The following is a 22,821-nucleotide window of genomic DNA, read 5'->3' as shown; positions in this document are numbered from 1 at the left end:
TTTCTGTTCTGCAGAAGGGGAATCGATATGCGTATGAGAGGGCCCGATCCCGGTCCCGCCGTCGTGGGCATTGTCTTTTCGATCGTGGCGAACGCTGCCTTGGCGCAGGCGCAAGCACTCAGTCCCGACCAGACGCCCGCCAGCGACAACGAGGTCGTGCAGCAGATTTTCGTGACGGCGCAGCGCCAGTCCCAGTTGCTGCGGGATGTGCCGATGGCGGTGAGCGCGCTGACCGCGAGCGACCTGGCTGCGCGCCAGATCAATAATGCGCTCGACCTGCAATTCAGCGTTCCGAACCTAAACTTTACAAAGGCACAGTTCGACGGCGCCAGCTTCACGATCCGGGGCGTGGGCGACCTGTGCGTCGGCATTTCCTGCGACCCGGCGACCGCCATCCATGTCAACGACATGCCGGTGCTTCAGCCGCGAATTTTTGAGACTGAATTTTTCGACCTGCAGCGTGTCGAAGTCCTGCGCGGACCCCAGGGGACGCTGTACGGTCGCAATGCCACCGCGGGGGTGATCAACTTCATCACCGCGCGCCCGAGCTTCGACAAGAAGCACGGCAGCATCCAGGTCGAGGCTGGCAGCTACGATACGCGCCGGGTCACCGGTATGCTCAATCTCCCGTTCAACGAAGCCCTCGGCCTGCGGCTAGCCGGGACTGCCCTGAAGCGCGAGGGGTACACCAGGAATCTGTTCGACAACAGCCGCATTGATGGACGAGATCTTTATGCGCTGCGAGCCACGCTGCGCATCAGGTCCGGCGCATCGACCACCCTCGACCTGATCGGCTCCTACTTCCGCGAAGACGACAATCGTAGCCGCTTCACCAGACACTTGTGCGCCCGAGACGAGGTGGGCATCATGGGCTGCCGGCCGGATCGCCTGGGATTCGACAGCCCGAATTTCCATGGCAATGTCGGCGGCTTGCTCGCCTCGCGCGAATTTCTTGCGATTGCAAGCGGCGGTAATCCGATAATCGCCGGCCTGGGCCTGTCGAGCGTATATGGTCCGGACCCGTACTATGGTGGCCAGGCGCCAGTCACGAACCCGCGCGAGGTACGTTCCGACATGGCGCCATCCTACCAGGTCGAGAACGCCCAACTGGTGTTGCGGCTCGAGCACAAATTCGGAGAGAACTACGCGCTGACCGTTACGGGAGGCTATGTTCGCGACCGCAGCGACCAGCGATCCGACCTCAACCTGTCGGCAGCGAATGCATTGACCAATAATGCCGGGCTGCAGAACTTCGCGGCGCTTGCCAGTGCGCCGGGAGCGGCGTTCCCCGCCGGCCTTAATCCATTCACGCCGGCGGCCCAGGCCTTGTTCCCCAATGGTCTTGCAGGAGGGCTGTGTACTTCGACAGCGAACCGGCAGCACACCGGGATCTTCGGCGGATATGTCAACAGCTGCTCGCAGCGCGGCTCCGAATTCGAAATCTTTCGGGACAAGTTTACCCAGCGCACGGTCGAAGCGCATCTGGACAGCAAGCTCGATGGCCGATGGAATTTCCTGGTAGGTGCCACCTACCTCGACTACGTTCGCGACAATAATTATTTCGTGAACCTGTTTTCCCTGGACTATGTCGGAGGAATACTGGGAGGACTCACCAGCCTTGGCCAGCGCGCGGCCGGCAATCTGGCCTACCCCAATGTGTTCATCGCCCCCTCGTACTACGATGCCGAACTCGCCGAGCTGACGCTCGATAGCTACGGGGTGTTCGGCGAGGCCTACTACGACATCAGCAAGACCCTGAAGCTGACGGCCGGTCTGCGCTATTCGCATGACGAAAAACGCCAGCTGCAGCGCGCCATGCTGCTCTCGGTACCGGTGCCGTTCGGCATCAGGGATGCATTCGACTCTCCCTACGCCGGGGGCTTCGATGCGGATGCTGCCCAGTCGGGCGCCCAGCCATTCGCGGACCAGCGCACCAGGTCCAATGCCTTGACTGGCCGCCTGGTGGCCGATTATCGGCCGCGCTCGGAAAGCCTGTACTACGCCTCGTACGCGCGCGGCTACAAGGCGGGAGGCATGAACCCGGCTGCCCAGGTGGAGTTTGAGGCGGCAACGGAATTCAGGAAGGAGGTGCTGGATGCTTTCGAGCTGGGCGCCAAGAACTCGCTCCTGGGAGGAAAGCTCAGTCTCGGCGCGAATGTCTTCGCGGTTCGCTACAAGGATTTGCAGATCAGCCGCCTGCTGGCCCGGACAGTCGTGAACGACAACGCAGATGCGAATATTCACGGGGTGGAGCTCGAGTCTGTCCTGGTTCCCGGGAGCCGCTTCCGGCTGAATATGTCGGCCAGCTTCCTCAAGACCCGGCTGAAGGACATGCCGCTGATCGATCCGCGCGACCCGTCCGGCGGGCGGTCGGACATCGTGGTCATCAAGGACATTGGCACTGGATCAAACTGCGCCGTCATTCCTGCGACCGCGGGAGACGGCGCTGGCGCCAACGCGCTGGTGACCGCAGTGAATGCAGCGCTGGGCCTGAGGGGGCCGGTTGCCCTGCCCGGAACCGCTGCCACAGGTGCCTTCAGTATCTGCGATGCGCTCAGGGCGGCCGGAGGAAGCCGATATGCGGTGAACAACGGGGCAGAGGTAAATATTGGGGGGAATGAACTGCCGCTGTCGCCACGTTTCAAACTGTCGGTTGGCGCCGAGTACAGCTTCCATCTGACCAAGGGCATGACGCTGGTGCCGCGGATCGATGCGCATTACATGGGAAAGACATTTTCCACCGTATTCAACAAGCCACTCGACCGCATTAAAGGCTACGCCAACGTCAATGCCCAGCTAGAGCTGTCCGGGCCCGGAAAACGCTGGTTCATCCGCGCTTATGTGCAGAACCTGAACGGCAACGATGCCACCACTGGACGCTGGGCCTCTACCCAGGCGGCCGGTTCGTATACCAATGTTTTCTTGCTGGAGCCGCGCCGCTTTGGCCTGAAAGTCGGCTTGCCTCTGGAATAGAGGAAAGAGAAAGAGGAAAGTCTTCTCTTGAACGAAGAACGCCAACCGGTGCGGGTTGGCGTTTTTGCTTGGAATTCTTGGTGGCCCGGAGCGGAATCGAACCACCGACACGAGGATTTTCAATCCTCCGAGCGATTAGTGGTGCATCGGTGCCGCGCTCGATACGCGGCCTGATTCCTCAGGAAGGAATGCCCGTGCAGTCGCCAATGTGTCCCAATAGCTCTCGAACCTGGCCACCTTCCCATCGCGTACGGTGAATACATGGACCCATGGACTGTCATAGCTGCGGCCAGTCGGCTTCGCGAGCCAGCTTGCGAAACCCGTCACCACGACCTTGTCGTTTTCCGCGATGAACTGCGTGGGCTCGAAGCGGTTGGCATGTACCGAAGCATCGAGATTGGCAAAAAACTGGGCGATCTCCGACTTGCCATGGAAAGCGCCGGAAAATGGCACGAACTCCAGTTCAGGACTGATCCATTCAGCATCATCGTGGTAGCGACTGAGCAATTCGCTGATTTTCCCAGTCTGGAATAGTCGATATCCCTCCATCACTAGTTGCTTGTTCTCTTGTGCGTTCATGATCTCTCCCAATAAGGTTCCTCATCCGATGGCAGTCGCGGAAGTGTGTGCCGGATTCGGCCCGAGAGTACCTCCAGAAACCGTCATGGGCGGAAACCCCAAGCGGGAAGCGCCGCTGTATTGGTTCATGGACGGAGCGCCGCTGTGGATTGGCGGCATCGAAAAAAGGCGCAGCAGCATTCCGAGGTGCTCTCATGTAGCCTAGCGCCCCAAGATGGGAAGTCAAGCAGCTCTTTTTGCGGCTGTCTCTGAAAGCTCGAGCATGGATTTCTTGCCGCGCATTGCCAACGACGGCGGGATATGGCCGGAAAATCAGGAGCCCGGAAACGACAACGCCCACTTGCATGAGTGGGCGTTGCATGAGGCATGTTCTTGGTGGCCCGGGGCGGAATCGAACCACCGACACAAGGATTTTCAATCCTCTGCTCTACCAACTGAGCTACCAGGCCAAGGGCTCGCATTCTAGCACAAGGCTCGGCTCAGCGGTAGTGCTTCCGCGAAACCTGCTTCCACGAAACCGCGCGGCAGCCTCATTCGGCCTGCTTCGTCGGCACCAGCCGGTTCATGTCCAGGCCCTGGGCGCGCAGACGCCCCAGCAGGGCATCGTAGGCGGCCGGCTCGACTTTCGGCGTGCGCGACAGGATCCACAGGTATTCACGCTTCGGCTCGCTGACCGCGGCCAGTTGATAGTCCGGATCGAGGTCGATCACCCAGTAGTCGCCCCAGACCATCGGTAGCCAGGACACGATGGCGGGCGCAAAGCGCACTTCGAGCTTCGGCGAGGCAGGGCCGCCCAGCTGGCGCGCTACGCCCTCGGCGGTGTCGGTGCTGCCGTCGGCGTGCCGGCAGCGGTTGACGACGTCCACGCGGCCGTCGTCGCGCAATCCGTAGGTGGCGGTGGTGAAGCCTGCGCACTTTTTCTGAAATTGATTGGGGAACTTCGCGATTTCGTACCAGGTTCCCACGTAGCGCTTGACGTCGAGCGAGGGGATGGTGACGAGCGGTTTGGCGCCGTCCGCCGCCTGGCCGGCGGCCTGCGACGGGGCCGTGGATAGCAGCAAGGGCAGCAGGGCTGCAAGCAGGGCGGTCTTCATGCGTGCTCCGTGAATGGACGAGCTTCGATGGTAGCCGCGCTCGCCACAGCCCGACGCACGGCAGGAATCAGGCGCGCAAGCTGGCGCGTTCGGCGTGCCGGCGCTCGAGTTCCAGGCGGGCGGCCTTGCGGCCCTTGGCTTCCTCGAAGCGGCGTTCCTCTTCCGGCGACGCGGGCTGCAGCGGCGGCACCGCGACCGGCTTGCGGTCGTCGTCCACCGCCACCATGGTGAAGAAGCAGCTGTTCACGTGGCGCACCACCTGCGAGCGGATGTCTTCGGCGATCACCTTGATCCCGATTTCCATCGAGCTGCGGCCCGCATAGTTCACCGAGGCCAGGAAGGTCACCAGTTCGCCGACGTGGATCGGCTGGCGGAAGGTGACCTGGTCGACGCTCATGGTCACTACATAGCGGCCGGCATAACGGCTGGCGCAGGCATAGGCCACCTGGTCGAGCAGTTTGAGGATGGTGCCGCCGTGGACGTTACCGGAAAAGTTCGCCGTGTCCGGGGTCATCAGGACGGTCATCGACAGTTGATGGGAAGGCAGGTTCATGCAAGGCTCGACTTGGTTAAGATAGTGTATGGTGCTTCAGAATTGCCGGGCCGGCAATGCCAGCCGGCGCGACGGTCAGAATTCCTCCCACTCCTCCTCGGCGGCCTTCCGTCTGGCAGGCGCAGGCGGCGGCGCCTTGGCAATGCGTGGTGCCTCTGCAGGCGCATTCTCCTTGCGCGCTGCGGTCTTGTGCGGTGTGAGCTCCCGTGTTCCGGCCTTGCCTGGCGCCATACGCGCCGTACGCGCCGGGCGGCCAGCCAGCTTGAAGACCGCCACCAGCTGGGCCAGGCGCGCCGCCTGTTCCTTCATCGATTCGGTCGCGGCGGCCGATTCCTCCACCAGGGTGGCGTTCTGCTGGGTCACGCTGTCCATGTCCGCCACGGCGCGGTGCACCTGCTGGATGCCGCAGGCCTGGTCCTTGCTCGAGTCGACGATCTCGCCCATGATCGCGGTCACCCGGCCGATGCTCTCGACGATGCCGTTCATGGTGGTGCCGGCGCGGCCGGCCAGGTCGGCGCCCTGCGAGACGCGGCGGGTCGAATCGTCGATCAGCTCCTTGATTTCTTTGGCCGCCGCCGCCGAACGCTGGGCCAGGCTGCGCACCTCGCCGGCCACCACCGCGAAGCCGCGCCCCTGTTCGCCGGCGCGCGCCGCCTCCACCGCCGCGTTCAAGGCCAGGATATTGGTCTGGAAGGCGATGCCGTCGATGACCCCGGTGATGTCGACGATGCGCGCCGAGGAGGCATTGATCGAGCCCATGGTATCCACTAGTTGCCCGACCATGGCGCCACCCTGCTGCGCCACCGTCGACGCGGTCAGCGCCAGCCCATTCGCTTCCTCGGCGCTGGCGGCGCTGTGCTGGACCGCGTGCGCCAGCTGGTTCATCGAGGACGCGGTCTGTTCCAGTGCGGCAGCCTGGCTCTCGGTACGGCGCGACAGCTCCTGCGCTTCGCTCGCCATTGCTTCCACCGAGGCGCCGATGGTGGCGGTGCCGTCGCGGACCTGGCCGACGATCTGCGCCAGGCTGTCGCGCATGCGCTGCAATGCGTGCAGCAGGCTGCCCTGGTCGCCCGGCCGCAGCGCGACCTGCACATCGAGGTTGCCGGCGGCGATCTCGCCGGCCACGCGGGCCGCCTCGGCCGGCTCGCCGCCCAGGCGCCGGAACAGCGCGCGCGCAAACAGCATCGAGGCGCCGATGCTGCCGGCAAGGCTCAACAGGCATAGCGTCACCAGCATGCCGGTGCTGTCGCGGGCGCCCTCGAGTACCGCTTTCGCGCCGGCGTCGATCGACTGGTGCTGTAGCACTTGCAGTGCGGACACCTTGTCCAGGTAGAGCTGGGTGGCCGGCACGAATTCGCGCTCGTACAGGGCCGCCGCCTCGGCCGACTGGCCCCCGGCCTTCATGCCCATCACCCGGTCGCGGGTGTCGATGTAGCGCCCGCGCGCCTCGCCGATGGCGGCGAACAGCGCCTGTTCTTCGGGCGTGTCGAGCAGTTCGCCGACCTTGTTCTGCAATACGCTGGTGCGCTGGCTCGATTCCGTGCTTTCGGCCGCGAAGGCCTTGGCCAGTTCGGGATCCAGCGAGCGCGCGACCGCGGCGGTGCGCTTGGCCGACACCGAGGTATTGAGCAGCCACTGCGAGGCCAGCCGCTCCTTGGCGAGCGGACGCTGGGTGAGCGCCTTGGTTTCCCAGGAAATGACCTGCAGTCGCCAGATGGCGACCGCGGTCGCCAGGAAGGAAATCACGATAACGAACGCGAAAGCGACGCGTAGTTGGGCACGGACACTGGACATGGCGTTGAACACTTCGGCTCCCGGTGTGGATGATGGGCTTCATGCTGGTGCGGCCTGCCCTGGGGTGGGGCAGCCGCATGCATGTCGATGCTGCGATTCCTGGTGTCAGGGCGCAGTCCATTACCATAAAGCAAAATGTAGACCAGAAGTAATGAAGCCGATCAAGGTATGCGCGGCCAATGGTTCAAAACGGTTTGCAACTACCGATTTGTGATGTAAATCGTTCTCCGGCGCGGCCAAAACGGTTAGGCTCGGCACATGAACAGCGACTTCCCGACCTCTTCCGGCTCCGTGCACTGGCACCTGGGCCCCATCATCGACGCGCTGCGCACTTCGCGCGAATCGACCCACAACATCCGTCACCAGGGGCGCGTGCGCGAACTGCCTTCGCGCGAGGTCCTCGGTCAGGTTGTCCACGGTGTTTCGGCGGCGCTGTTCCCGACCCACTACGGACGCCCCGACCTGAACGACGAAAGCATCGACTACTTCGTCGGCGACACCCTCAACGTCACGCTCGACCGGCTGGTGGGACAGGTGCGGCGTGCGCTGCGCTTTACTCCCCAGTTCGAGGAGGCGAACGAGGCGCTTCTGTCGGAGCGCGCGCAGGCGCTCACGCGCGAGTTCGCCGCCGGCCTACCGGCCATCCGCGCGCTGCTGGTGTCGGACGTGCAGGCCGCGCTCGCGGGCGACCCGGCGGCCAGTTCGGTAGCCGAGATCATGCTGTGCTATCCCGGCACCATCGCCATCCTGTACCACCGGCTGGCGCACTGCCTGCACCGCCTCGGCGTGCCCTTCCTGGCGCGCATCGTCGCCGACATCGGCCATTCGCTGACCGGCATCGACATCCATCCGGCGGCGCACATCGGCGGCAGCTTTTTCATCGACCACGGCACCGGCGTCGTCATCGGCGAGACCGCCATCATCGGCGAGCGCGTGCGCCTGTACCAGGCGGTGACCCTGGGCGCCAAGCGCTTCCCGGTGGATGCCGGCGGCGCGCTGGTGAAAGGTGCGCCGCGCCACCCGATCGTCGAGGACGACGTGGTCATCTACGCCGGGGCCACGGTGCTCGGACGCATCACGGTGGGCGCCGGATCCACCATCGGCGGCAACGTCTGGCTGACGCAGAGCGTCCCGCCGGGCAGCAACGTGTCGCAGGCACAGTCTCGGAACACCTGACAGGCTCAGCAGCGCCCGGGGCGCCTTTGTTATCATGGCGCGATGTCCATCCTGCTCATACCCGGCTACATGGCCGACGAAACACTCTGGGACGACGTGCTCCCTTCGCTCGCCAGGTTCGGCCCGGCGACGCACGCGGACCTGCGCCACGATGCCTCCATCGAAGCGATGGCCGGCCGCGCGCTCGCCAACGCACCCTGCAGCTTCATCCTGGTCGGCTTCTCGATGGGAGGCTACGTCGCCCGCGAGATCGCGCGCCTGGCGCCCGAGCGGGTGCGCGCGCTGGTACTGATCGCCACGTCCACCCGTCCCGATACGCCCTCGCTGCGGCAGAGCCGCGGCACGGTCGGCAAGGCTGCGGCCTCGGTCTCGTTCTCGGGCTTGAGCAGGACCGCCATCGCCACCTCGCTGCACCCGAAACAGGCCGGCAACGAGGCGCTGATCGAACGCGTGCGCGCGATGGGTGTGCGCCTGGGCGGCGAGGTGTTCCGGCGGCAGTCGTCGATCGTGCGCGCCGGCGACCTTGAGCGCTTGCACGGAATCCGCTGCCCGACCCTGATCGTCGCGGCGGAACAGGACCGGCTGCGTTCGCGCGAGGAATCCGAGGAGATGCAGGCCGGGATCGCCGGCGCCGAGCTGGCCGTCGTCGAGGACAGCGGCCACATGCTGCCGATCGAGGCGCCGCAGGCGCTGCTCGCGGTGGTCGAACCCTGGCTCGACAAGGTTCTTTAGCTAGGCGCCGAGGCCGACCAGGCACGCAGGCCGCGGATCGCTTCTTCCTTGAGCTTTGCCTCGATCTCGATGTAGGGCGCGGCCAGGTAGCACGAGGGCATGGTCTCGATCAGGTCGGAATGCTGGCGGTCGTTGAAGCCTGCGCGGCCGTTCGAGATGTGCACCAGCTGATGTGCCGGATTGGCCCAGGTTTCACGTGCCTTCAAGAGCATGGCGCCCACGCTGGGATCCTCGTAGCTCGACAGCTTGTCGTGCACCACGTGGTGGTGGGCGTCGAACACCATCGGCACGCCGGCGCGCATGCAGATCGCGTGGATCTCGTCGGCGCCATAGGCATATTCGTCGTTCTCCAGTCCCAGGCGGCAGCGGATCGCCTCCGGCAAGCTGGCGATGCGCTCGACCAGTGCATCGGCGCGATTGCCCTTGCCGCCGTGGATCTCGAGCAGGGCCCAGGGCGAGCGCGGCTGCTCGAGCAGGTCCATGATGTCGGCGTGCATTTGCAGGATCTTGACGCTGTTCGCCACCACCCCTTCGGAATCCGAATTCAACACCACGAACTGGTCCGGGTGCATCACCAGCCGCAACCCCCGTTCGATTGCGCGCCGGCCCGAGCGGGCCAGGGTGGCGGCGAAGGGTGCCAGCACCTCGCGCCCGATGTCTTCGTCGGCGAAGGGAAAAATCGAGGACGGCAGGCGGTACAGGCGAATGCCCTCGGTTTCGCAATAGCGCAGCGCATTGTCGAGGGTCTGGATGTTGTCGCGGTACAGGGCTTCGAGCAGCCTGCGCTGGGCGTCGAGGCTGTGCTCGAGCAGGCGCTTGCGCGTGACGGTGCGATAGCGGACGTCTTTCGAGACGGTGATGCAGACGAGGCCGAGGTTCGGTTGCATGGTTTCCTAGGTTCTGGTGCACTGGCAACCAGTCTAACCAAACCAGGTCCTGTGGAGCGTTCGCTTAGCTTCAGCGCGGTTTGCCGAACACCTGGGTCCAGTAGACGATGCCGCTGCGCTTTTCCGCCGTCACGCCGTAGGCCGCTCCCATCTCGGTAAAACCGGGGTTCATGATGTTGGCGCAGTGTCCCGGGCTGTCGAGCCAGCCGGTCATGGCTTCGTCCGGCGAGCTCTGGCCGAAGGCGATGTTCTCGCCGACCCGCTGCCAGAAATAGCCGGCGCGGGTCGCGCGGTCGGCCGGCATGCTGCCATCCTTGGCCTTGTGGCCGAAATAGCGCCGTGCCGCCATGTCGCGGCTGTGGGACAGCGCGGCGTCGCCCAGTTGTGGGTTCCAGCTGAGCGGTGGCGCCGCTGCGAACTGCCGGTTGCCGCAGCTGCGCGCGCTGGCGCGCGCTGCATTCACGCTGGCCAGGATGGCCTTGCCGGCCTCGCGCCAGTCCGGAAAGGACTCGGACGGCAACGGCGGCGCGGCGCGGGCCAGGATCACGGTCCATTCATTGCCGTCGCGGTAGCTGCCGACGGCCGAGAAGCGGGTGTCGAGCAGTGTGCTGCAATATTTTCCCTGCAGCACCGTCATCGCTTCCGCCGGGGTGTGCGGGCCATTGACGCTGACCATGACGGCACGCTCGGCGGTATAGCCGGCGTGTTCCAGCGCCAGCTCGATGAAGGTGCCGGGCCCGATGCGCACGCGCGCCAGCGCCGGGTGCTGCACCAGCGCGGCGACCGGCGCGGCGGCACGGCCTGCGCAACTGCCCGGAGCCAGGCGATAGGCATTGACGAGCGTGGTGAGCTGCTCGGCGCCGTAGGCCGGCACCGGAACCGCCGCCGCCAGGCCGGGCCAGGCGACGGCCAGCGCAAGCAGGGCGGACGAGGCGTTGCGCCTCGCAGCAAGTAAGCGGAATGGCAAGGTCGAGATTGTCGGTAGCAAGATCATCAATTGACAGGAAACCAAGCCGGTCCCAAAGCAAAAACGCCGACCGGGAGGTCAGCGTTTTACGAGGCCGGACAGCGAGAATGACGCGTGTAGCGCGAACTTCCACTATAGCAGTGTGCTGGAGGCCTGCAAAGCAGCTTGCTGTAACAAGCCGCTACAGGCGCATCAGCGGCGGCCCCTCCGGCGCGCCCAGCCAGGTCGTCTCGAAGCGCTTGCGCGCCGCCGCCAGTGCGGGCTTGTCGCCGCGCTTCTGGTAGACCTCGACCAGGCCGCGCAAGGCCCAGCCGTTGCTGGGCGTACGCGCCAGCGAGTCGCGGAACACCTGCTCGGCGGCGTCGAGCTGGCCGGTGCGCAACAGCGCCGCGCCCAGCGACTGGCGGACCGGGTAGTACCAGTAGGGCGGCTCCATATAGGGCAGGGCGTCCTGCACGGCGATCGCTTCGCGGTAGGCGCCGATCGCTTCGGGCACATTGCCGCGCGCTTCAAGCAGCCGGCCGCGGGCGACCGCGCGCGCCGTCTGCACGATCTCGCGGGCCGGGATGTTCCATTCGGCGATCGGCTTGAAGTCGGCGGTGCGCTCGATCCGTTCGAGCGCCGCGATTTCGCGCGCGCCTTCGGCTTGCATGCCTTTGCGCGCGAAGCCGACTGCCCGGGCATAGTGCCACATCGCCTTGACCAGCACGGCATCGGGTCCGGGGTTGGGTAGGGCCAGCAGCGTGTCCGGCGAGCTGAACTGGACATGCGAGAAATAGGGCGCCGCCTTGACGGGCTGCAGGCTGGGGAAACCCTTCAGCAGCTCGGGGCTGATCGACTTGTCGAGCTTGCCGGCGGCCTCGAGCGCCGTGCGCCCGTCGCCGCCCATCAGGGCCGACACCATGACGAAATGGATGTTGTGCGGATAATAGGCGCCGCGGTAGACCGGGTCGCTCGGTGAGCGCGCGAAGTACTGTTCGTCGACGGCGATCGCCTCGCGGTTCGACTGCAGCGCCTCGCGGTACATGCCGAGCCGGTAGTAGATGTGCGAAGGCATGTGGACGACATGTCCCGCGCCCGGGATTTGTTGCGCCAGCAGCTTGGCCGCCGGCAGCGCCCGTTCCGGATGGCTCGACGCTTCGACCGCATGGATATAGTAGTGGGCGGCGCCCGGATGGCTGGGATTGCGCTCCAGCACCCGCTCGAGCGCGGCTACCAGGTCTGCGGTGCGGTTCTTGGGTTCGGTACCGCCGGCCTGCCAGTAATCCCAGGGCGACAGGTCCATCAGCGATTCCGCGTACAGCACCTGGATGGTGTCGTTGTTGGGAAAGGCGCGCGCCGCTTCGCCCATCGCTTCGGCATAGGCTTGGTCGAGGCGCGTCCGGTCCGCCGGAGGCGCGGGCAGGTAGCGCCGCGCGACCGCGCGGATCAGGGCCTGCTCGGGCGGTGTGCTCTTGCCGGCCAGTGACTGCGCTTTCGCAGCCGCAGCCGCGGCCGGGACACCGGCTTCCGGAAACATCGGCGCATTGATGTTGGGCCCCAGCACCAGCGCTTCGCCCCAGTAGCACATGGCGCAGTTCGGATCGTGCTGCTGCGCGGCGCGGAAGGCGCGCGCCGCCTCGGCATGGTTGAAGGAGAAGGTCAGGCGCATGCCCTGGTCGAAATAGGCCTGGGCGCGCCGGCTGGCGGTCGTGACGGGGACGTGCAGGCTGCCGAGGTTGGCGTACAGGGGAGGGGCGGCGCCGTCGGCCGCGCCCTTGCCTTGCTGTGGCGCGACCTGTCCCGGCTTGAAGGGCGCGGTTTCGGCCTGCGCCAGCACCAGGCGATCGAGCAGCGGCGGCCGGCCGGCGCGCGCCGGGGTGCAGACGGCGCCCTGGGCGAACAGGGGATCGAAGGACACGGCGTCCGTGCCGCGTGCGCCGGCAGCGGGATCGCCCGAAGCCAGGGCGGCGAGTGCTGCGGCGCCCGCAGTTGCCGTCACTACTGTGAGGATGCGCTTGGTTTTCATCCTTCCCTCCCGGATGCTGTCCGGTTGCTGGCGCTACCGGCGTTTTGATTAGAGCCGGACCGGCGCTGCAAGTTCGATGTGTGCCAGTAGTTCTTTGATTTTTTCCAAAGGGTTTGCCTTTTGCGGCGGACAGCGACACAATGAGATTCCTGCAATAAACACCATGACGCAAGCCATGCCCCTGTACAGGAATCATGTCCTCCTGTTGTCGCAGAGTTTCTTCATCAAGGACAACCGGGCCGAACTGCTCCTGCACGCCCACAAGTATGACTTCGACATCCTGTTCTTCGACGACGTGTCGCGCTTCGTCGAGGCCGTGGCCGGCGACGGCGGCGACAACCTGTACGTGATCGACCTCGACGCCCTGCACAACATGCAGGCCGACATGCCGGACGGGCGCCGCACCCTCATGCTGGGCGAACTGCTGCAGCGGCTCCCGGGCGACCACAGCTACGTCTACCTGCAGAGCGCGCGCCAGGGCAGCCGTTTCCTGCTGCAGCAGCGCCTGGTCGACAGCAACTGCCTGGCCTATGCCGAAAAGCCGATCGCCAACGACGTGTTCGTCGACAAGCTGTTCAACCTGTTCATGCAGAAGAAGCGCGGCGACCCGGTACGCATGGTGGTGCTGGGCGAGGCGGCCGGGCTGGACGACGCCGGGCTCCTGCAGCGCAGTGTGGAGGTGATCCGCCATGCCGAGGCGCAGACCCTGCACCTGCGGGTCAATGAACTGCAGCCCGACCTGGTGCTGGTGACCGATGCCGAATACGCGCGCACCGAGGCCATCGTGCGCGTGCTGAAAAAGAACATCGAGGCCGATCCGGTGCGTGAGATTGCCCTGCTGCAATGTCGCCCGGATGCGGCCCTGGCCCGGCGCGCGCTGGCGGACGGCTTCGACGCCGTGCTGGCCACCGGCGAGCCGGGGCTGCTGGAAGCCCAGCTGGTGAACCGCGCCGACAAGATCCGCATCAACAAGGACCTGATCGGGAAAGACCGCGCCACCGGCCTGCTCAACAAGATCGGCCTGCAGCGCAAGACGCAGGGCCTGATCCGCCGCGCGGCCCAGGAAGGCTGTGGGCTGGCCTTCGGCATCATCGACATCGACAAGTTCAAGACCATCAATGACACCTGGGGGCACCACTTCGGCGACATCGTGATCAAGCGCCTGTCGCTGAGCCTGGCGATGCAGCTGCGTGAATGCGATCTGCTCAGCCGTTTCGGCGGCGAGGAATTCGTTGTGGTGTTCTGGGATTGCACCCAGGAACAGGGCCGGCGCCGGCTGGATGCCATGCGCCAGGCGTTCTGCGCGATTCCTTTCGAGGTGGGACCTGGCGACGTGCGCCATTTTTCGTTCAGTGGCGGGGTCGCGGCCTATCCCGCGTGCCGCAGCGAGAACGACTTGTTCCTGCACGCCGACGCGATGCTGTACGCGGCGAAGCAGGGCGGGCGGAATAGGGTTTGTGCAGAGGAAACCGGCGCGCAGTGCGCGTGAGAAAAAAAACGCCAGCGGAAGCTGGCGTTCGGGCCGATCCGGCGCCGGCTTACTCGGCGGCTTTGGCCTGGTGGGCCTGCAACTGTTCGCGCAGCTGCTGCGCGCTGGAGTGCGTGTAGTCCTTGTTGAATTCGGACGTCACCAGCTTCTGGACCTGCGGATCGAGCTTGGTGCGCAGGACGCCCAGGAAATCCGGCGATGCGGAAATGACCAGCTGCTGGAAGCGGCCCTCGTTGTGCGCCTTCAGCAGGTAGGTCGCGACATCCTTTGCGAACAGGTCGGCTGCGTGCTGGTCGGGCGTCTGCGCGGGCTGGTACAGTTTGTTGGGCGCCCCGGCCTTGGCGTTGTGGGCCATGCCGGCGCCCTCGTTCCCGCCGATGCTGTGGCGGCTGCCCGCTGCGGCTGTTGGGCTGAGCCTGTCGGTCTCGGTGTCGGTGGTGCGCAGTTGCGCGGCTGGACTGACCATGTCTTCCACTTCCTGCAACGGCTTGGCCGGATCAGCCTCGGAAAATACCCGCGCGCGGCCTGCGTTGGCCGAAAGAATCCAGGTTGTTGGCATGCTACCCCCTGTCAAAATAGTTCGTTGGTATGGGTCGGTCGCGCAGCGTGGCGGACCGACGATCGCATTGTCGATCTGGCTATGACCGAGTATAGCCTCGGTTCCAGATACCCGGCGCACCGACGCCTTCCTACCGTGCGCACCGTTCTCAACCTGGACACATGATCTTTTTGGCGCCGGATTGGTCAAAGCTGATCCCGTCCGGGATTCCCTTGGAGACTGTCATGAGCCAACCCAGCACTTCCACACCCGCGTCACGCCCGCCGCCCGAGGCCGCCGCACCGGGCGCCACGCCCGACTACGCGGCGATCAAACAGCGCCAGCAGGCCACCTGGGCCAGCGGCGACTTCGCCATCATCGGCGTCACGCTGCAGATCGTCGGCGAAGCGCTTGCCGAAGCCGCCGACATCCGCGCCGGCGAGCGCGTCATCGACATCGCCGCCGGCAACGGCAATGCCACGCTGGCCGCGGCGCGCCGTTTCGCGCGCGTGACCTCGACCGACTATGTGCCGGCCCTGCTCGACAAGGGCCGCGCGCGCGCCGCCGCGGAAGGCTTGCCCATCGATTTCCGCGAAGCGGACGCCGAGGCCCTGCCGTTCCATGACGGCAGCTTCGACGTCGCCCTGTCGACCTATGGGGTGATGTTCGCCCCCGACCATGCGCGCTGCGCCGGCGAAATGTTGCGCGTGGTGCGCGGCGGCGGCCGCATCGGCATTGCCAGCTGGACCCCGGAAGGCTTCGTCGGGCAGATGTTCAAGACGGTCGGCCGCCATGTGCCGCCCCCGGCCGGCCTGGTGTCGCCGGCCATGTGGGGCAAGGCGGACTATCTGCGCCAGCTGTTTGGCGCCGAGGCGGCCAGCATCCGCGCCCAGTCCAGGATCTTCAACTTCCGCTACGCGTCGCCGGCGCACATGATCCAGGTGTTCCGCGACTTCTACGGGCCGGTGCACAAGGCCTTCGCCGCGCTCGACCCGGCCGGCCAGCAGGCCCTGGAGCAGGACCTGACGGCCCTGATCGCAGGCGCTAATATCGCCGGCGACGATTCGCTGGTGGTGCCGGCGGAATACCTCGAAGCCGTCATCATCAAGCGCACGCCGGACGTCCTGCATTGACGTCCATGCCACCAACCGCCGCGCACGCGCGGCGGTTGGTGGCAGGCCGGCCCGGCAGTACAATCGGATGCATTCATCCGAGAAAGCTTGCCATGCGATTTGCCGCCGCCGTCGTTTCCACCCTCCTGCTGGCCAGCGCGTTGGCCACCGTATCGGCCAGCGCCCAGACCGAAGTAAAAATCGGCACCGCCTCGCCGCTGTCCGGTCCCGGCGCCCACCAGGGCAAGGACATCGAAAACGGCGCCCGCATGGCGATCGACGACCTGAACGCGAAGGGCATCGCGATCGGCGGCAAGAAGATCAAGTGGGTGCTGCAGGCGGAAGACGATGCCAGCGACCCCAAGACCGGAACGGCGGTGGCCCAGAAGCTGGTCGACGCGCGCGTGGCGGCCGTGGTCGGCCACCTGAATTCCGGGCCGACCGTGCCGGCCTCGAAGATCTACGCCAGCGCCGGCATTCCGCAGATCTCGCCGGCCGCCACCACGCCGGTGTACACCAGCCAGGGCTACAAGACCGCCTTCCGCGTGGTGGCCAACGACGAGCTGATCGGGCGTACGCTGGCGCGCTATGCACTCGGCACGCTCAAGGCCAGGCGGATCGCCGTGATCGACGACCGCACCGCTTTCGGCCAAGGCCTAGCGGACCAGTTCGCGCGCGAAGTGCGCAGCAGCGGCGGCGCCACCATCGTCAGCCGCCAGTTCACGCACGATAAGGCAACCGACTTCAGCGCCATCCTCACCCAGATCCGTGGACAGCGGCCGGACGTGGTCTTTTATGGCGGCATGGATGCGGTGGCCGGCCCCATGCTCAAGCAGATGAAAACCCTGGGGCTGCCGGCCAGGTTCGTGGCCGGCGACGGCGTGTGTTCCGAAAAGCTGCCGCTGCTGGCCGGCGATGCGCTTGGCGACGACAAGCTGTTCTGCGCCGTCGCGGGCGGCGTCAGCGGCGCCCAGGAAGCGAACTTCCATGCCTTCACCGAGCGCTTCCGCCAGCGTTATGGCACACCGGTCGAAACCTACGCCCCCTATGCCTACGACGCGGTGATGGTGTTCGCGGCCGCGATGCAGAAAGCGAACTCCACCGAACCCGCACGCTTCCTGCCGGCGCTGGCGGCCATCCGGCATGAAGGCGTGACCGGCAGCATCGCCTTCGATCCCAAGGGAGACTTGCGCGACGCCGCGATGACCCTGTACACCTACCGCCAGGGCAAGAAGGTGAAGCTGCAGGTGGTGCGCGGCAAGTGATCCCGGCAGGGCAGGGCGCCTGTATTGACGGGCGCTATTGAAACAACATGCATACAAAAATGCCCTTGGCATTGCTCCTCCAGTTCGTTTAGGATCGTTTGGTTCCCAACACCAACAACCTGGACATCTGGAGAGAGACATGAAACGTCAACTGTGCAGCACCCTGATCGCGGGGCTGTTCGTCGTCGCGGCCGGAGCCGGCGCCCATGAGGCGGCCCCGGCCCCATCGGCGGCGGTCGCCGGCGCCGCATCCGGCATCGACGTCGGCGCGATGGACCGCAGCGTGCGCGCGCAGGACGATTTCTTCCGCTACACCCAGGGCAAATGGCTGAAGGACGTCGACATCCCGTCGGACCGTTCCAGCTGGAGCGCCTTCAGCATCGCGCAGGAGCGCGTCGAACAGCAGGTCAGCGCCATCATCGGCGCCGCCGCGGCCCAGAAGGATGCCAGGGCCGGCTCGGAAGCCCAGAAGATGGGCGACTTCTACACCAGCTACGTGGACGAGAAACGCCGCAACGAACTCGGGCTGGCTCCCTTGAAGGCGGAACTGGAACGCATCCAGGCGCTGAAGGACAAGCGCGCCATGGCCGGGCTGATGGCGCACTTCGAGCGCATCGATGTCGGCGGCCCGCTGGGCATGGGCGTTGGCCAGGACAACAGGGATTCGACCCGCTACATCCTCGGCATCTCGCAGTCGGGCCTGGGCATGCCCAACCGCGACTATTACCTGCAGGACGAAGCGCGCCTGAAGGACATCCGCGGCAAGTACCAGCAGCACATCGCCCGGATGCTGACGCTGGCCGGCCACCAGGACGCCGCCGCCAAGGCCGAGCGCATCGTGGCGCTGGAGACCGACATCGCGCGCGCCCAGTGGAGCGCGGTCGAGAACCGCGATCCGGTCAAGCGCTACAACAAGCACACGCCGGCCCAGCTGCGCAGCCTGGCCCCCGGCATCGACTGGGACGCCTATCTCAAAGGCGTGGGCGCGGCCGGCAAGGCCGACGCCGTCATCGTCAGCCAGCCGAGCTACGTGGCTGCCCTGGACAAGCTGATCGCCGCCACCCCACTCGAGACCTGGAAGTCCTACTTCGAATTCCGCCTGCTGAGCTCCTACGCCCCCTACCTGTCGCAGGCTTTCGTGGATGAAGGCTTCGCCTTCCGCGGCGGCGTGCTGGGCGGCGCCACCGCCAACCGCCCGGTCGAGAAACGTGCGATCGCCGAGATCAACCGCAACCTGAGCGAAGTGGTGGGCAAGGCCTACGTGGCGCAGCACTTCCCGCCCGAGCGCAAGCAGCAGGTGCTGGACATGGCGAAGAACTTCATCACCGCCTTCGGCGAAGGCATCGAGCAGCTGGAATGGATGTCGCCGGAGACCAAGAAGCAGGCGCAGGTCAAGCTCTCCAAGATCAACGTCAAGATCGGCTACCCGGACAAGTGGCGCGATTACTCGGGACTGAAGGTCGTGCGCGGCGACCTGGTCGGCAACGTGATGCGCTCGCGCGAGTTCGGCCATGCCTACATGATCAACCGTCTCGGCAAGCCGGTCGACCGCAGTGTCTGGAGCATGTCGCCGCAGACCGTCAACGCCTATTACAGCCCGACGCTGAACGAGGTCGTGTTCCCGGCGGCGCGCCTGCAATACCCGCTGTACGACGCGAACGCCGAACCGGCCGTCAACTACGGCTCGGTCGGCATCTCGATCGGCCACGAAATCAGCCACGCTTTCGACGACAAGGGCTCGCAGTACGACGGTGACGGCAACCTGCGCAACTGGTGGACCGAAGAAGACGCGAAGCAGTTCGCGGCGCGCGGCAAGGTGCTGGTGGCGCAATACGCCGGCTACAGCCCGCTGCCGGGCTACAACCTGAACGGCGAGCTGACCCTGGGTGAGAACATCGCCGACAATGCCGGCGCCATCATGGCCAGCCGCGCCTACCAGATCTACCTGAAGGGCAAGCCGGGCCCGGTGATCGACGGCTTCACCGCCGAACAGCGCCTGTTCATGGGCTTGTCGCAGGCACGCAAGGGCAAGGCGCGCGACGCGGCGCTGATCTCGCAGGTCAAGTCCGACCCGCACTCGCCGTCGGAATACCGCGTGAACGGCAGCCTGCGCAACCACCCGGGCTTCTACGAGGCCTTCGGCGTCAAGCAGGGCGACAAGATGTACCTGGAGCCGAAGGATCGAGTGATCTTCTGGTAAGACGAGCGCCGTCCGACATGCAAACGCCACCTTCCAGGTGGCGTTTTCTTTGGGTGCGCCGTTTCTTTTCAGGCGCCTGCGGCTTCGATGAGTTCGACACGGTTGCCGAACGGATCTTCGATGCCCGCGCGGCGCCGCCCATAGACCTGGGCTTCCTCCCGCACCTCGACCCCGCGTTCGCGCAGGAGAACGCAATACGCATCGAAATCCGCGATGACAAAGGCCGGATGCGCCTTCTTGGCCGGTACGAAGCCGGCCTGGCCGCCGATGTGCAGCTGGCTCGCGCCGGTCTGGAACCACAGGCCGCCGGACGCGTTCAGCGGGGCCGGCTTGGAAATCTCGGTCAGGCCGAGCACGCCGCCATAGAAGGCGCGCGCCGCCTCGTCGGCGCCGGGGGGAATGGCAACCTGCACGTGGTCGATACCGGCGATATGGGGCATGGCGTTCTCCGTGGTTGTGGACGCGGCAATTATCGCATCCGCTCGCGGCGGCTGCACGCCATGAAAAATGCCAGTCGCGGGCGACTGGCATCGGCCTGGGGGAGGCGCGCTTACTTCGGCATGATCACCGAATCGATGACATGGATGACGCCATTGTCGGCTTCCACGTCGGTCTTGACGACCTTGGCCTTGTCCACCGACACCGTGCCGCCTTCGGCGCTGACCATCAGGCTGCTGCCTTCGACCGTCTTGACCGCGCCTGGCTTGACGCTGGCGGCCATCACCTTGCCCGGCACCACGTGGTAGGTCAGGACCTTGGTCAGCGCGGCCTTGTCTTTCAGCAAGGCATCGAGCTTGGCCTTCGGGATCTTGGCAAAGGCTTCGTCCGTCGGGGCGAACACGGTGAACGGGCCGGGGCCCTTGAGCGTATCGACCAGGCCGGCAGCCTGCACGGCAGCGATCAGGGTATTGAAACTGCCGGCCGACTTGGCCGTATCCACGATGTCCGCCGCCTGTGCTGCCGACAGGGAAAGTGCCATCGCTACGCCGAGTACCATCTTCTTCATGTCGAGCTCCTTTGTTGGGTGTGAACCGATGTTCGATACTCAATCTAGGTAATTGTTTTGGCCTTGTCCATGGATTTACGCTATTTGTCCCGCTATTATCGGTTCATCTGCGTGTCATGCAAGGATCTGAGCAGATCTCTGCACTTACTTTGAACCGGGGTGGGATAAGAAGAAGTTGGGGTTTTGCTGCTGAGCTGCTGTGCTACCCTTGACGTTTGTCCAATCAACCTGGGAGCACCATGAGATTTCTGCTTTCCGCGCTCGCCGCCACCTGCCTGCTTGCCGGCTGCACCACGACGCCGGCTCCTGCCGACACCCGCGACGGGTTCATGGCCACGCTGCAAAGCATGTGCGGCCAGCGCTTCGAAGGCGGGCTGTCATATGCGATCGACCCGAACAGCGAGTTCGCCGGCAAGAAGATTTCGACCCAGGTCGTCTGCTCGGCGGAAGGGGTGCGCATGCCGGTGCAGGTCGGCGAGAACCGCTCGCGCACCTGGATATTCACCCGTACGCCGGCGGGGCTGGAACTGCGCCATGACCACCGCCACACGGACGGCACGCCGGATGCGGTGACCATGTACGGTGGCATGGCGAAAGAGGGCGGATCGGCCCGTTCCCAGGCCTTCCTCGCCGATGCCTACACGGCCAGGATCGTGCCGGGTGCCGAGACCAATGTCTGGACGGTCAGCTTCAGCCCGGATGGAAGCGTGCTGACCTATCGCCTGGAAAGGCATGACAAGCCGCGCGCCGAATTCGTGCTGAAGCGCGTGGCCGGCTGAACGTCACGAATCTTTATCTATCGTCTGAACACAAGGGTATTCCATGGCTGAACACACGCAAGCACCTGCCGGAAAAACTGGCGCACTGAACCGAATCCTGAATGCGATCGAAGTGGTCGGCAACAAGCTGCCCGATCCGGCGGTCCTGTTCGCCTTACTGCTGGCCGTGGTCTGGCTCACCTCGTGGGCCATGTCCGGCATGGTGTTTACCGAAATCGATCCGCGTTCGGGCCAGGCCATCCAGGTCAAGAACCTGCTGGCGCCAACCGCGCTCACCGACTTCACGTCGCGCATGGTCAATACCTTCGTCACCTTCCCGCCCCTGGGCGTGGTGCTGGTGGCGATGCTGGGACTGGGCGTGGCCGAATACACCGGCTTCATCAATGCCGGCCTGCGCAAGATCCTGTCCATCACGCCCAGGATGTTGCTGACGCCGGTGCTGGTCGCTGTCGGCGTGCTGAGCCACATCGCCGTCGATGCCGGCTACGTGCTGGTCATCCCGCTGGGCGCCGTCATCTTCTATGCCGCCGGACGCCACCCGCTGGCCGGTATCGCCGCGGCTTTCTTCGGCGTGTCCGGCGGCTTCTCGGCAACCTTCTTCCTGCCCTCCAGCCTGGATCCCTTGCTGTCCGGCCTGACCCAGGTCGCGGCGCGGCTGTCGTCCGATCCGGCTGCCGCCTCGATCGTCATCAATCCCCTGAATAATTTCTACTTCACGACGGCATCGCTGTTCCTGGTGGTGTCCGTCGGCTGGTTCCTGACCGACAAAGTCATCGAGCCGCGCCTGCAAAAGACGGCGGCCATCGACGCCGATCCGGCAGACTTGCCCAAGATGGATGCCCTGCAGCCCAACGAACACAAGGGACTGCGCTGGGCCGGCATCGCGATGGTCGCCAGCCTGGCGCTGCTGGTGTGGTCGATCGTGCCGGAAGGCTCGGCCTGGCGGGCGCCGGACACGCGCCAGATCACGCATGCGTCGGCGCCCCTGATGCAATCGATCGTCCCGCTCATCTTCATCTTCTTCCTGATTCCGGGCGTGGTGTACGGCTACGTCGCCGGCACGGTAAAGAACCACCGCGACATCGTCAAGGGCATGAGCCATGCCATGAGCGGCATGGGCTACTACATCGTCATGGCTTTCTTCTGTGCGCTGTTCATCTTTGCATTCGGCCAGTCCAACCTGGGCGCCCTGATCGCGATCAAGGGCGCCCTGTGGCTGAAGGAGATGGCCTTCCCGATGGCCGTCACGCTGGCGGGCATCGTGTTGCTGACGGCGACGGTCAACCTGTTCGTCGGCTCGGCTTCCGCGAAGTGGGCGTTGATCGGCTCGGTGATGGTGCCGATGCTGATGGAGCTGGGCGTGTCGCCGGACTTCACCCAGGCGGCCTACCGTGTGGGCGATTCCTCGACCAATATCATCACCCCGCTGCTGCCTTACTTCCCCCTGATTATCGTGTTTTGCCGAAAATACGTGCAGACAACCGGCATCGGCACCCTGATTGCCTTGATGCTGCCCTATTCGGTCGCGATGCTGGTGCTGTGGACCTCCTTCCTGCTCGGCTTCTGGGCGCTCGACATCCCGCTGGGTATCGGTTCCACTTATACCTATCCGGCAGCGCAGCCTGTGCTACCGTAACCATGTTGCATTCATTACGACGATGGAGACTGC

19 protein-coding genes and 1 tRNA gene are annotated in these 22,821 nt (G+C 65.2%); 9 read left to right on the top strand and 11 right to left on the bottom strand.

Translation table 11 applies throughout. The features are described 5' to 3' along the window. Positions 1-33 precede the first annotated feature (33 nt). Positions 34-2,973 (top strand): TonB-dependent receptor, encoded by a 2,940-nt coding sequence (locus AC56LU_RS16745; protein WP_497176746.1) that lies wholly within the window; start codon positions 34-36, stop codon positions 2,971-2,973. 135 nt (positions 2,974-3,108) lie between these two features. On the opposite strand, the gene AC56LU_RS16740 is transcribed toward AC56LU_RS16745, so the two are convergent. The 5 genes from AC56LU_RS16740 to AC56LU_RS16720 all read right to left on the bottom strand — a co-directional run bounded on the left by AC56LU_RS16740 (position 3,109) and on the right by AC56LU_RS16720 (position 6,993). Continuing rightward, entirely contained in the window at positions 3,109-3,552 is a 444-nt protein-coding gene (locus AC56LU_RS16740) for a nuclear transport factor 2 family protein (protein ID WP_497176745.1), read from the bottom strand. 373 nt (positions 3,553-3,925) lie between these two features. After that, positions 3,926-4,001, bottom strand: a tRNA-Phe gene (locus AC56LU_RS16735). An 81-nt stretch (positions 4,002-4,082) separates the two neighbouring features. Beyond that, on the bottom strand, positions 4,083-4,646 hold the full coding sequence (locus AC56LU_RS16730) for a lipocalin family protein (protein ID WP_497176744.1): 564 nt from the start codon (positions 4,644-4,646) through the stop codon (positions 4,083-4,085). A 67-nt stretch (positions 4,647-4,713) separates the two neighbouring features. Next, entirely contained in the window at positions 4,714-5,199 is a 486-nt protein-coding gene (locus tag AC56LU_RS16725; RefSeq protein ID WP_497176743.1) for an acyl-CoA thioesterase, read from the bottom strand. 75 nt (positions 5,200-5,274) lie between these two features. Further along, positions 5,275-6,993 (bottom strand): methyl-accepting chemotaxis protein, encoded by a 1,719-nt coding sequence (locus tag AC56LU_RS16720; protein ID WP_497176742.1) that lies wholly within the window; start codon positions 6,991-6,993, stop codon positions 5,275-5,277. 258 nt (positions 6,994-7,251) lie between these two features. On the opposite strand from AC56LU_RS16720, the gene epsC reads away from it, so the two are divergent. Together epsC and AC56LU_RS16710 are read left to right on the top strand one after the other, a co-directional pair. Further along, the gene (gene epsC / locus AC56LU_RS16715) at positions 7,252-8,169 is read left to right on the top strand and encodes a serine O-acetyltransferase EpsC (RefSeq protein WP_497176741.1); all 918 of its coding nucleotides are present in this window, start codon (positions 7,252-7,254) and stop codon (positions 8,167-8,169) included. 42 nt (positions 8,170-8,211) lie between these two features. Next, positions 8,212-8,901, top strand: coding sequence for an alpha/beta fold hydrolase (locus AC56LU_RS16710; protein ID WP_497176740.1), 690 nt, complete (start codon positions 8,212-8,214; stop codon positions 8,899-8,901). Here AC56LU_RS16710 and uvsE read toward each other — a convergent pair. The 3 genes from uvsE to AC56LU_RS16695 all read right to left on the bottom strand — a co-directional run bounded on the left by uvsE (position 8,898) and on the right by AC56LU_RS16695 (position 12,763). Next, positions 8,898-9,788, bottom strand: a complete 891-nt coding sequence (uvsE, locus tag AC56LU_RS16705) for a UV DNA damage repair endonuclease UvsE (RefSeq protein WP_497176739.1) — start codon at positions 9,786-9,788, stop codon at positions 8,898-8,900. The genes AC56LU_RS16710 and uvsE overlap by 4 nt on opposite strands. Before the next feature lie 70 nt (positions 9,789-9,858). Then, on the bottom strand, positions 9,859-10,755 hold the full coding sequence (locus AC56LU_RS16700) for a CAP domain-containing protein (protein WP_497176738.1): 897 nt from the start codon (positions 10,753-10,755) through the stop codon (positions 9,859-9,861). A 181-nt stretch (positions 10,756-10,936) separates the two neighbouring features. Continuing rightward, positions 10,937-12,763 carry a tetratricopeptide repeat protein gene (locus AC56LU_RS16695; protein ID WP_497176737.1) on the bottom strand — a complete coding sequence of 609 codons (1,827 nt, stop codon included), beginning with the start codon at positions 12,761-12,763 and terminating at the stop codon, positions 10,937-10,939. A 163-nt stretch (positions 12,764-12,926) separates the two neighbouring features. Here AC56LU_RS16695 and AC56LU_RS16690 point away from each other — a divergent pair, with 163 nt between their 5' ends. Further along, complete coding sequence (locus AC56LU_RS16690; protein ID WP_497176736.1) at positions 12,927-14,252, top strand: GGDEF domain-containing protein; 1,326 nt, start codon at positions 12,927-12,929, stop codon at positions 14,250-14,252. A 49-nt stretch (positions 14,253-14,301) separates the two neighbouring features. On the opposite strand, the gene AC56LU_RS16685 is transcribed toward AC56LU_RS16690, so the two are convergent. Next, complete coding sequence (locus AC56LU_RS16685; RefSeq protein WP_497176735.1) at positions 14,302-14,811, bottom strand: host attachment protein; 510 nt, start codon at positions 14,809-14,811, stop codon at positions 14,302-14,304. Positions 14,812-15,035: 224 nt separating this feature from the next. Here AC56LU_RS16685 and AC56LU_RS16680 point away from each other — a divergent pair, with 224 nt between their 5' ends. The 3 genes from AC56LU_RS16680 to AC56LU_RS16670 all read left to right on the top strand — a co-directional run bounded on the left by AC56LU_RS16680 (position 15,036) and on the right by AC56LU_RS16670 (position 19,367). Beyond that, positions 15,036-15,923 carry a class I SAM-dependent methyltransferase gene (locus tag AC56LU_RS16680; RefSeq protein ID WP_497176734.1) on the top strand — a complete coding sequence of 296 codons (888 nt, stop codon included), beginning with the start codon at positions 15,036-15,038 and terminating at the stop codon, positions 15,921-15,923. Positions 15,924-16,015: 92 nt separating this feature from the next. Further along, positions 16,016-17,167, top strand: coding sequence for a branched-chain amino acid ABC transporter substrate-binding protein (locus AC56LU_RS16675; RefSeq protein ID WP_497176733.1), 1,152 nt, complete (start codon positions 16,016-16,018; stop codon positions 17,165-17,167). 139 nt (positions 17,168-17,306) lie between these two features. Then, positions 17,307-19,367: a M13 family metallopeptidase gene (locus AC56LU_RS16670; RefSeq protein ID WP_497176732.1), complete on the top strand. Its 2,061-nt coding sequence runs from the start codon at positions 17,307-17,309 to the stop codon at positions 19,365-19,367. Between the two features lie 68 nt (positions 19,368-19,435). Here the strand turns inward: AC56LU_RS16670 and AC56LU_RS16665 are convergent, their stop codons facing one another. Together AC56LU_RS16665 and AC56LU_RS16660 are read right to left on the bottom strand one after the other, a co-directional pair. Then, complete coding sequence (locus AC56LU_RS16665) at positions 19,436-19,807, bottom strand: VOC family protein (RefSeq protein WP_497176731.1); 372 nt, start codon at positions 19,805-19,807, stop codon at positions 19,436-19,438. 110 nt (positions 19,808-19,917) lie between these two features. After that, positions 19,918-20,373: a fasciclin domain-containing protein gene (locus AC56LU_RS16660; RefSeq protein ID WP_497176730.1), complete on the bottom strand. Its 456-nt coding sequence runs from the start codon at positions 20,371-20,373 to the stop codon at positions 19,918-19,920. A 239-nt stretch (positions 20,374-20,612) separates the two neighbouring features. On the opposite strand from AC56LU_RS16660, the gene AC56LU_RS16655 reads away from it, so the two are divergent. Both AC56LU_RS16655 and AC56LU_RS16650 read left to right on the top strand, forming a co-directional pair. Beyond that, complete coding sequence (locus AC56LU_RS16655) at positions 20,613-21,152, top strand: hypothetical protein (protein ID WP_497176729.1); 540 nt, start codon at positions 20,613-20,615, stop codon at positions 21,150-21,152. Positions 21,153-21,195: 43 nt separating this feature from the next. Continuing rightward, positions 21,196-22,788 (top strand): AbgT family transporter, encoded by a 1,593-nt coding sequence (locus tag AC56LU_RS16650; RefSeq protein WP_497176728.1) that lies wholly within the window; start codon positions 21,196-21,198, stop codon positions 22,786-22,788. Positions 22,789-22,821 lie beyond the last annotated feature (33 nt).

Source organism: Telluria sp. PB2R4, assembly GCF_059685695.1.
This window is presented reverse-complemented; position numbering and strand designations above follow the sequence as displayed.

Excerpts from the sequence above, each read along its gene's own strand:
- AC56LU_RS16675 (WP_497176733.1), top strand. The coding sequence starts at position 16,016 with ATGCGATTTGCCGCCGCCGTCGTTTCCACCCTCCTGCTGGCCAGCGCG.
- epsC (WP_497176741.1), top strand. The coding sequence starts at position 7,252 with ATGAACAGCGACTTCCCGACCTCTTCCGGCTCCGTGCACTGGCACCTG.
- AC56LU_RS16695 (WP_497176737.1), bottom strand. The coding sequence starts at position 12,763 with ATGAAAACCAAGCGCATCCTCACAGTAGTGACGGCAACTGCGGGCGCC.
- AC56LU_RS16685 (WP_497176735.1), bottom strand. The coding sequence starts at position 14,811 with ATGCCAACAACCTGGATTCTTTCGGCCAACGCAGGCCGCGCGCGGGTA.
- AC56LU_RS16725 (WP_497176743.1), bottom strand. The coding sequence starts at position 5,199 with ATGAACCTGCCTTCCCATCAACTGTCGATGACCGTCCTGATGACCCCG.
- AC56LU_RS16745 (WP_497176746.1), top strand. The coding sequence starts at position 34 with ATGAGAGGGCCCGATCCCGGTCCCGCCGTCGTGGGCATTGTCTTTTCG.
- uvsE (WP_497176739.1), bottom strand. The coding sequence starts at position 9,788 with ATGCAACCGAACCTCGGCCTCGTCTGCATCACCGTCTCGAAAGACGTC.
- AC56LU_RS16720 (WP_497176742.1), bottom strand. The coding sequence starts at position 6,993 with ATGTCCAGTGTCCGTGCCCAACTACGCGTCGCTTTCGCGTTCGTTATC.
- AC56LU_RS16690 (WP_497176736.1), top strand. The coding sequence starts at position 12,927 with ATGACGCAAGCCATGCCCCTGTACAGGAATCATGTCCTCCTGTTGTCG.
- AC56LU_RS16660 (WP_497176730.1), bottom strand. The coding sequence starts at position 20,373 with ATGAAGAAGATGGTACTCGGCGTAGCGATGGCACTTTCCCTGTCGGCA.
- AC56LU_RS16665 (WP_497176731.1), bottom strand. The coding sequence starts at position 19,807 with ATGCCCCATATCGCCGGTATCGACCACGTGCAGGTTGCCATTCCCCCC.
- AC56LU_RS16655 (WP_497176729.1), top strand. The coding sequence starts at position 20,613 with ATGAGATTTCTGCTTTCCGCGCTCGCCGCCACCTGCCTGCTTGCCGGC.
- AC56LU_RS16680 (WP_497176734.1), top strand. The coding sequence starts at position 15,036 with ATGAGCCAACCCAGCACTTCCACACCCGCGTCACGCCCGCCGCCCGAG.
- AC56LU_RS16740 (WP_497176745.1), bottom strand. The coding sequence starts at position 3,552 with ATGAACGCACAAGAGAACAAGCAACTAGTGATGGAGGGATATCGACTA.
- AC56LU_RS16730 (WP_497176744.1), bottom strand. The coding sequence starts at position 4,646 with ATGAAGACCGCCCTGCTTGCAGCCCTGCTGCCCTTGCTGCTATCCACG.
- AC56LU_RS16710 (WP_497176740.1), top strand. The coding sequence starts at position 8,212 with ATGTCCATCCTGCTCATACCCGGCTACATGGCCGACGAAACACTCTGG.
- AC56LU_RS16670 (WP_497176732.1), top strand. The coding sequence starts at position 17,307 with ATGAAACGTCAACTGTGCAGCACCCTGATCGCGGGGCTGTTCGTCGTC.
- AC56LU_RS16650 (WP_497176728.1), top strand. The coding sequence starts at position 21,196 with ATGGCTGAACACACGCAAGCACCTGCCGGAAAAACTGGCGCACTGAAC.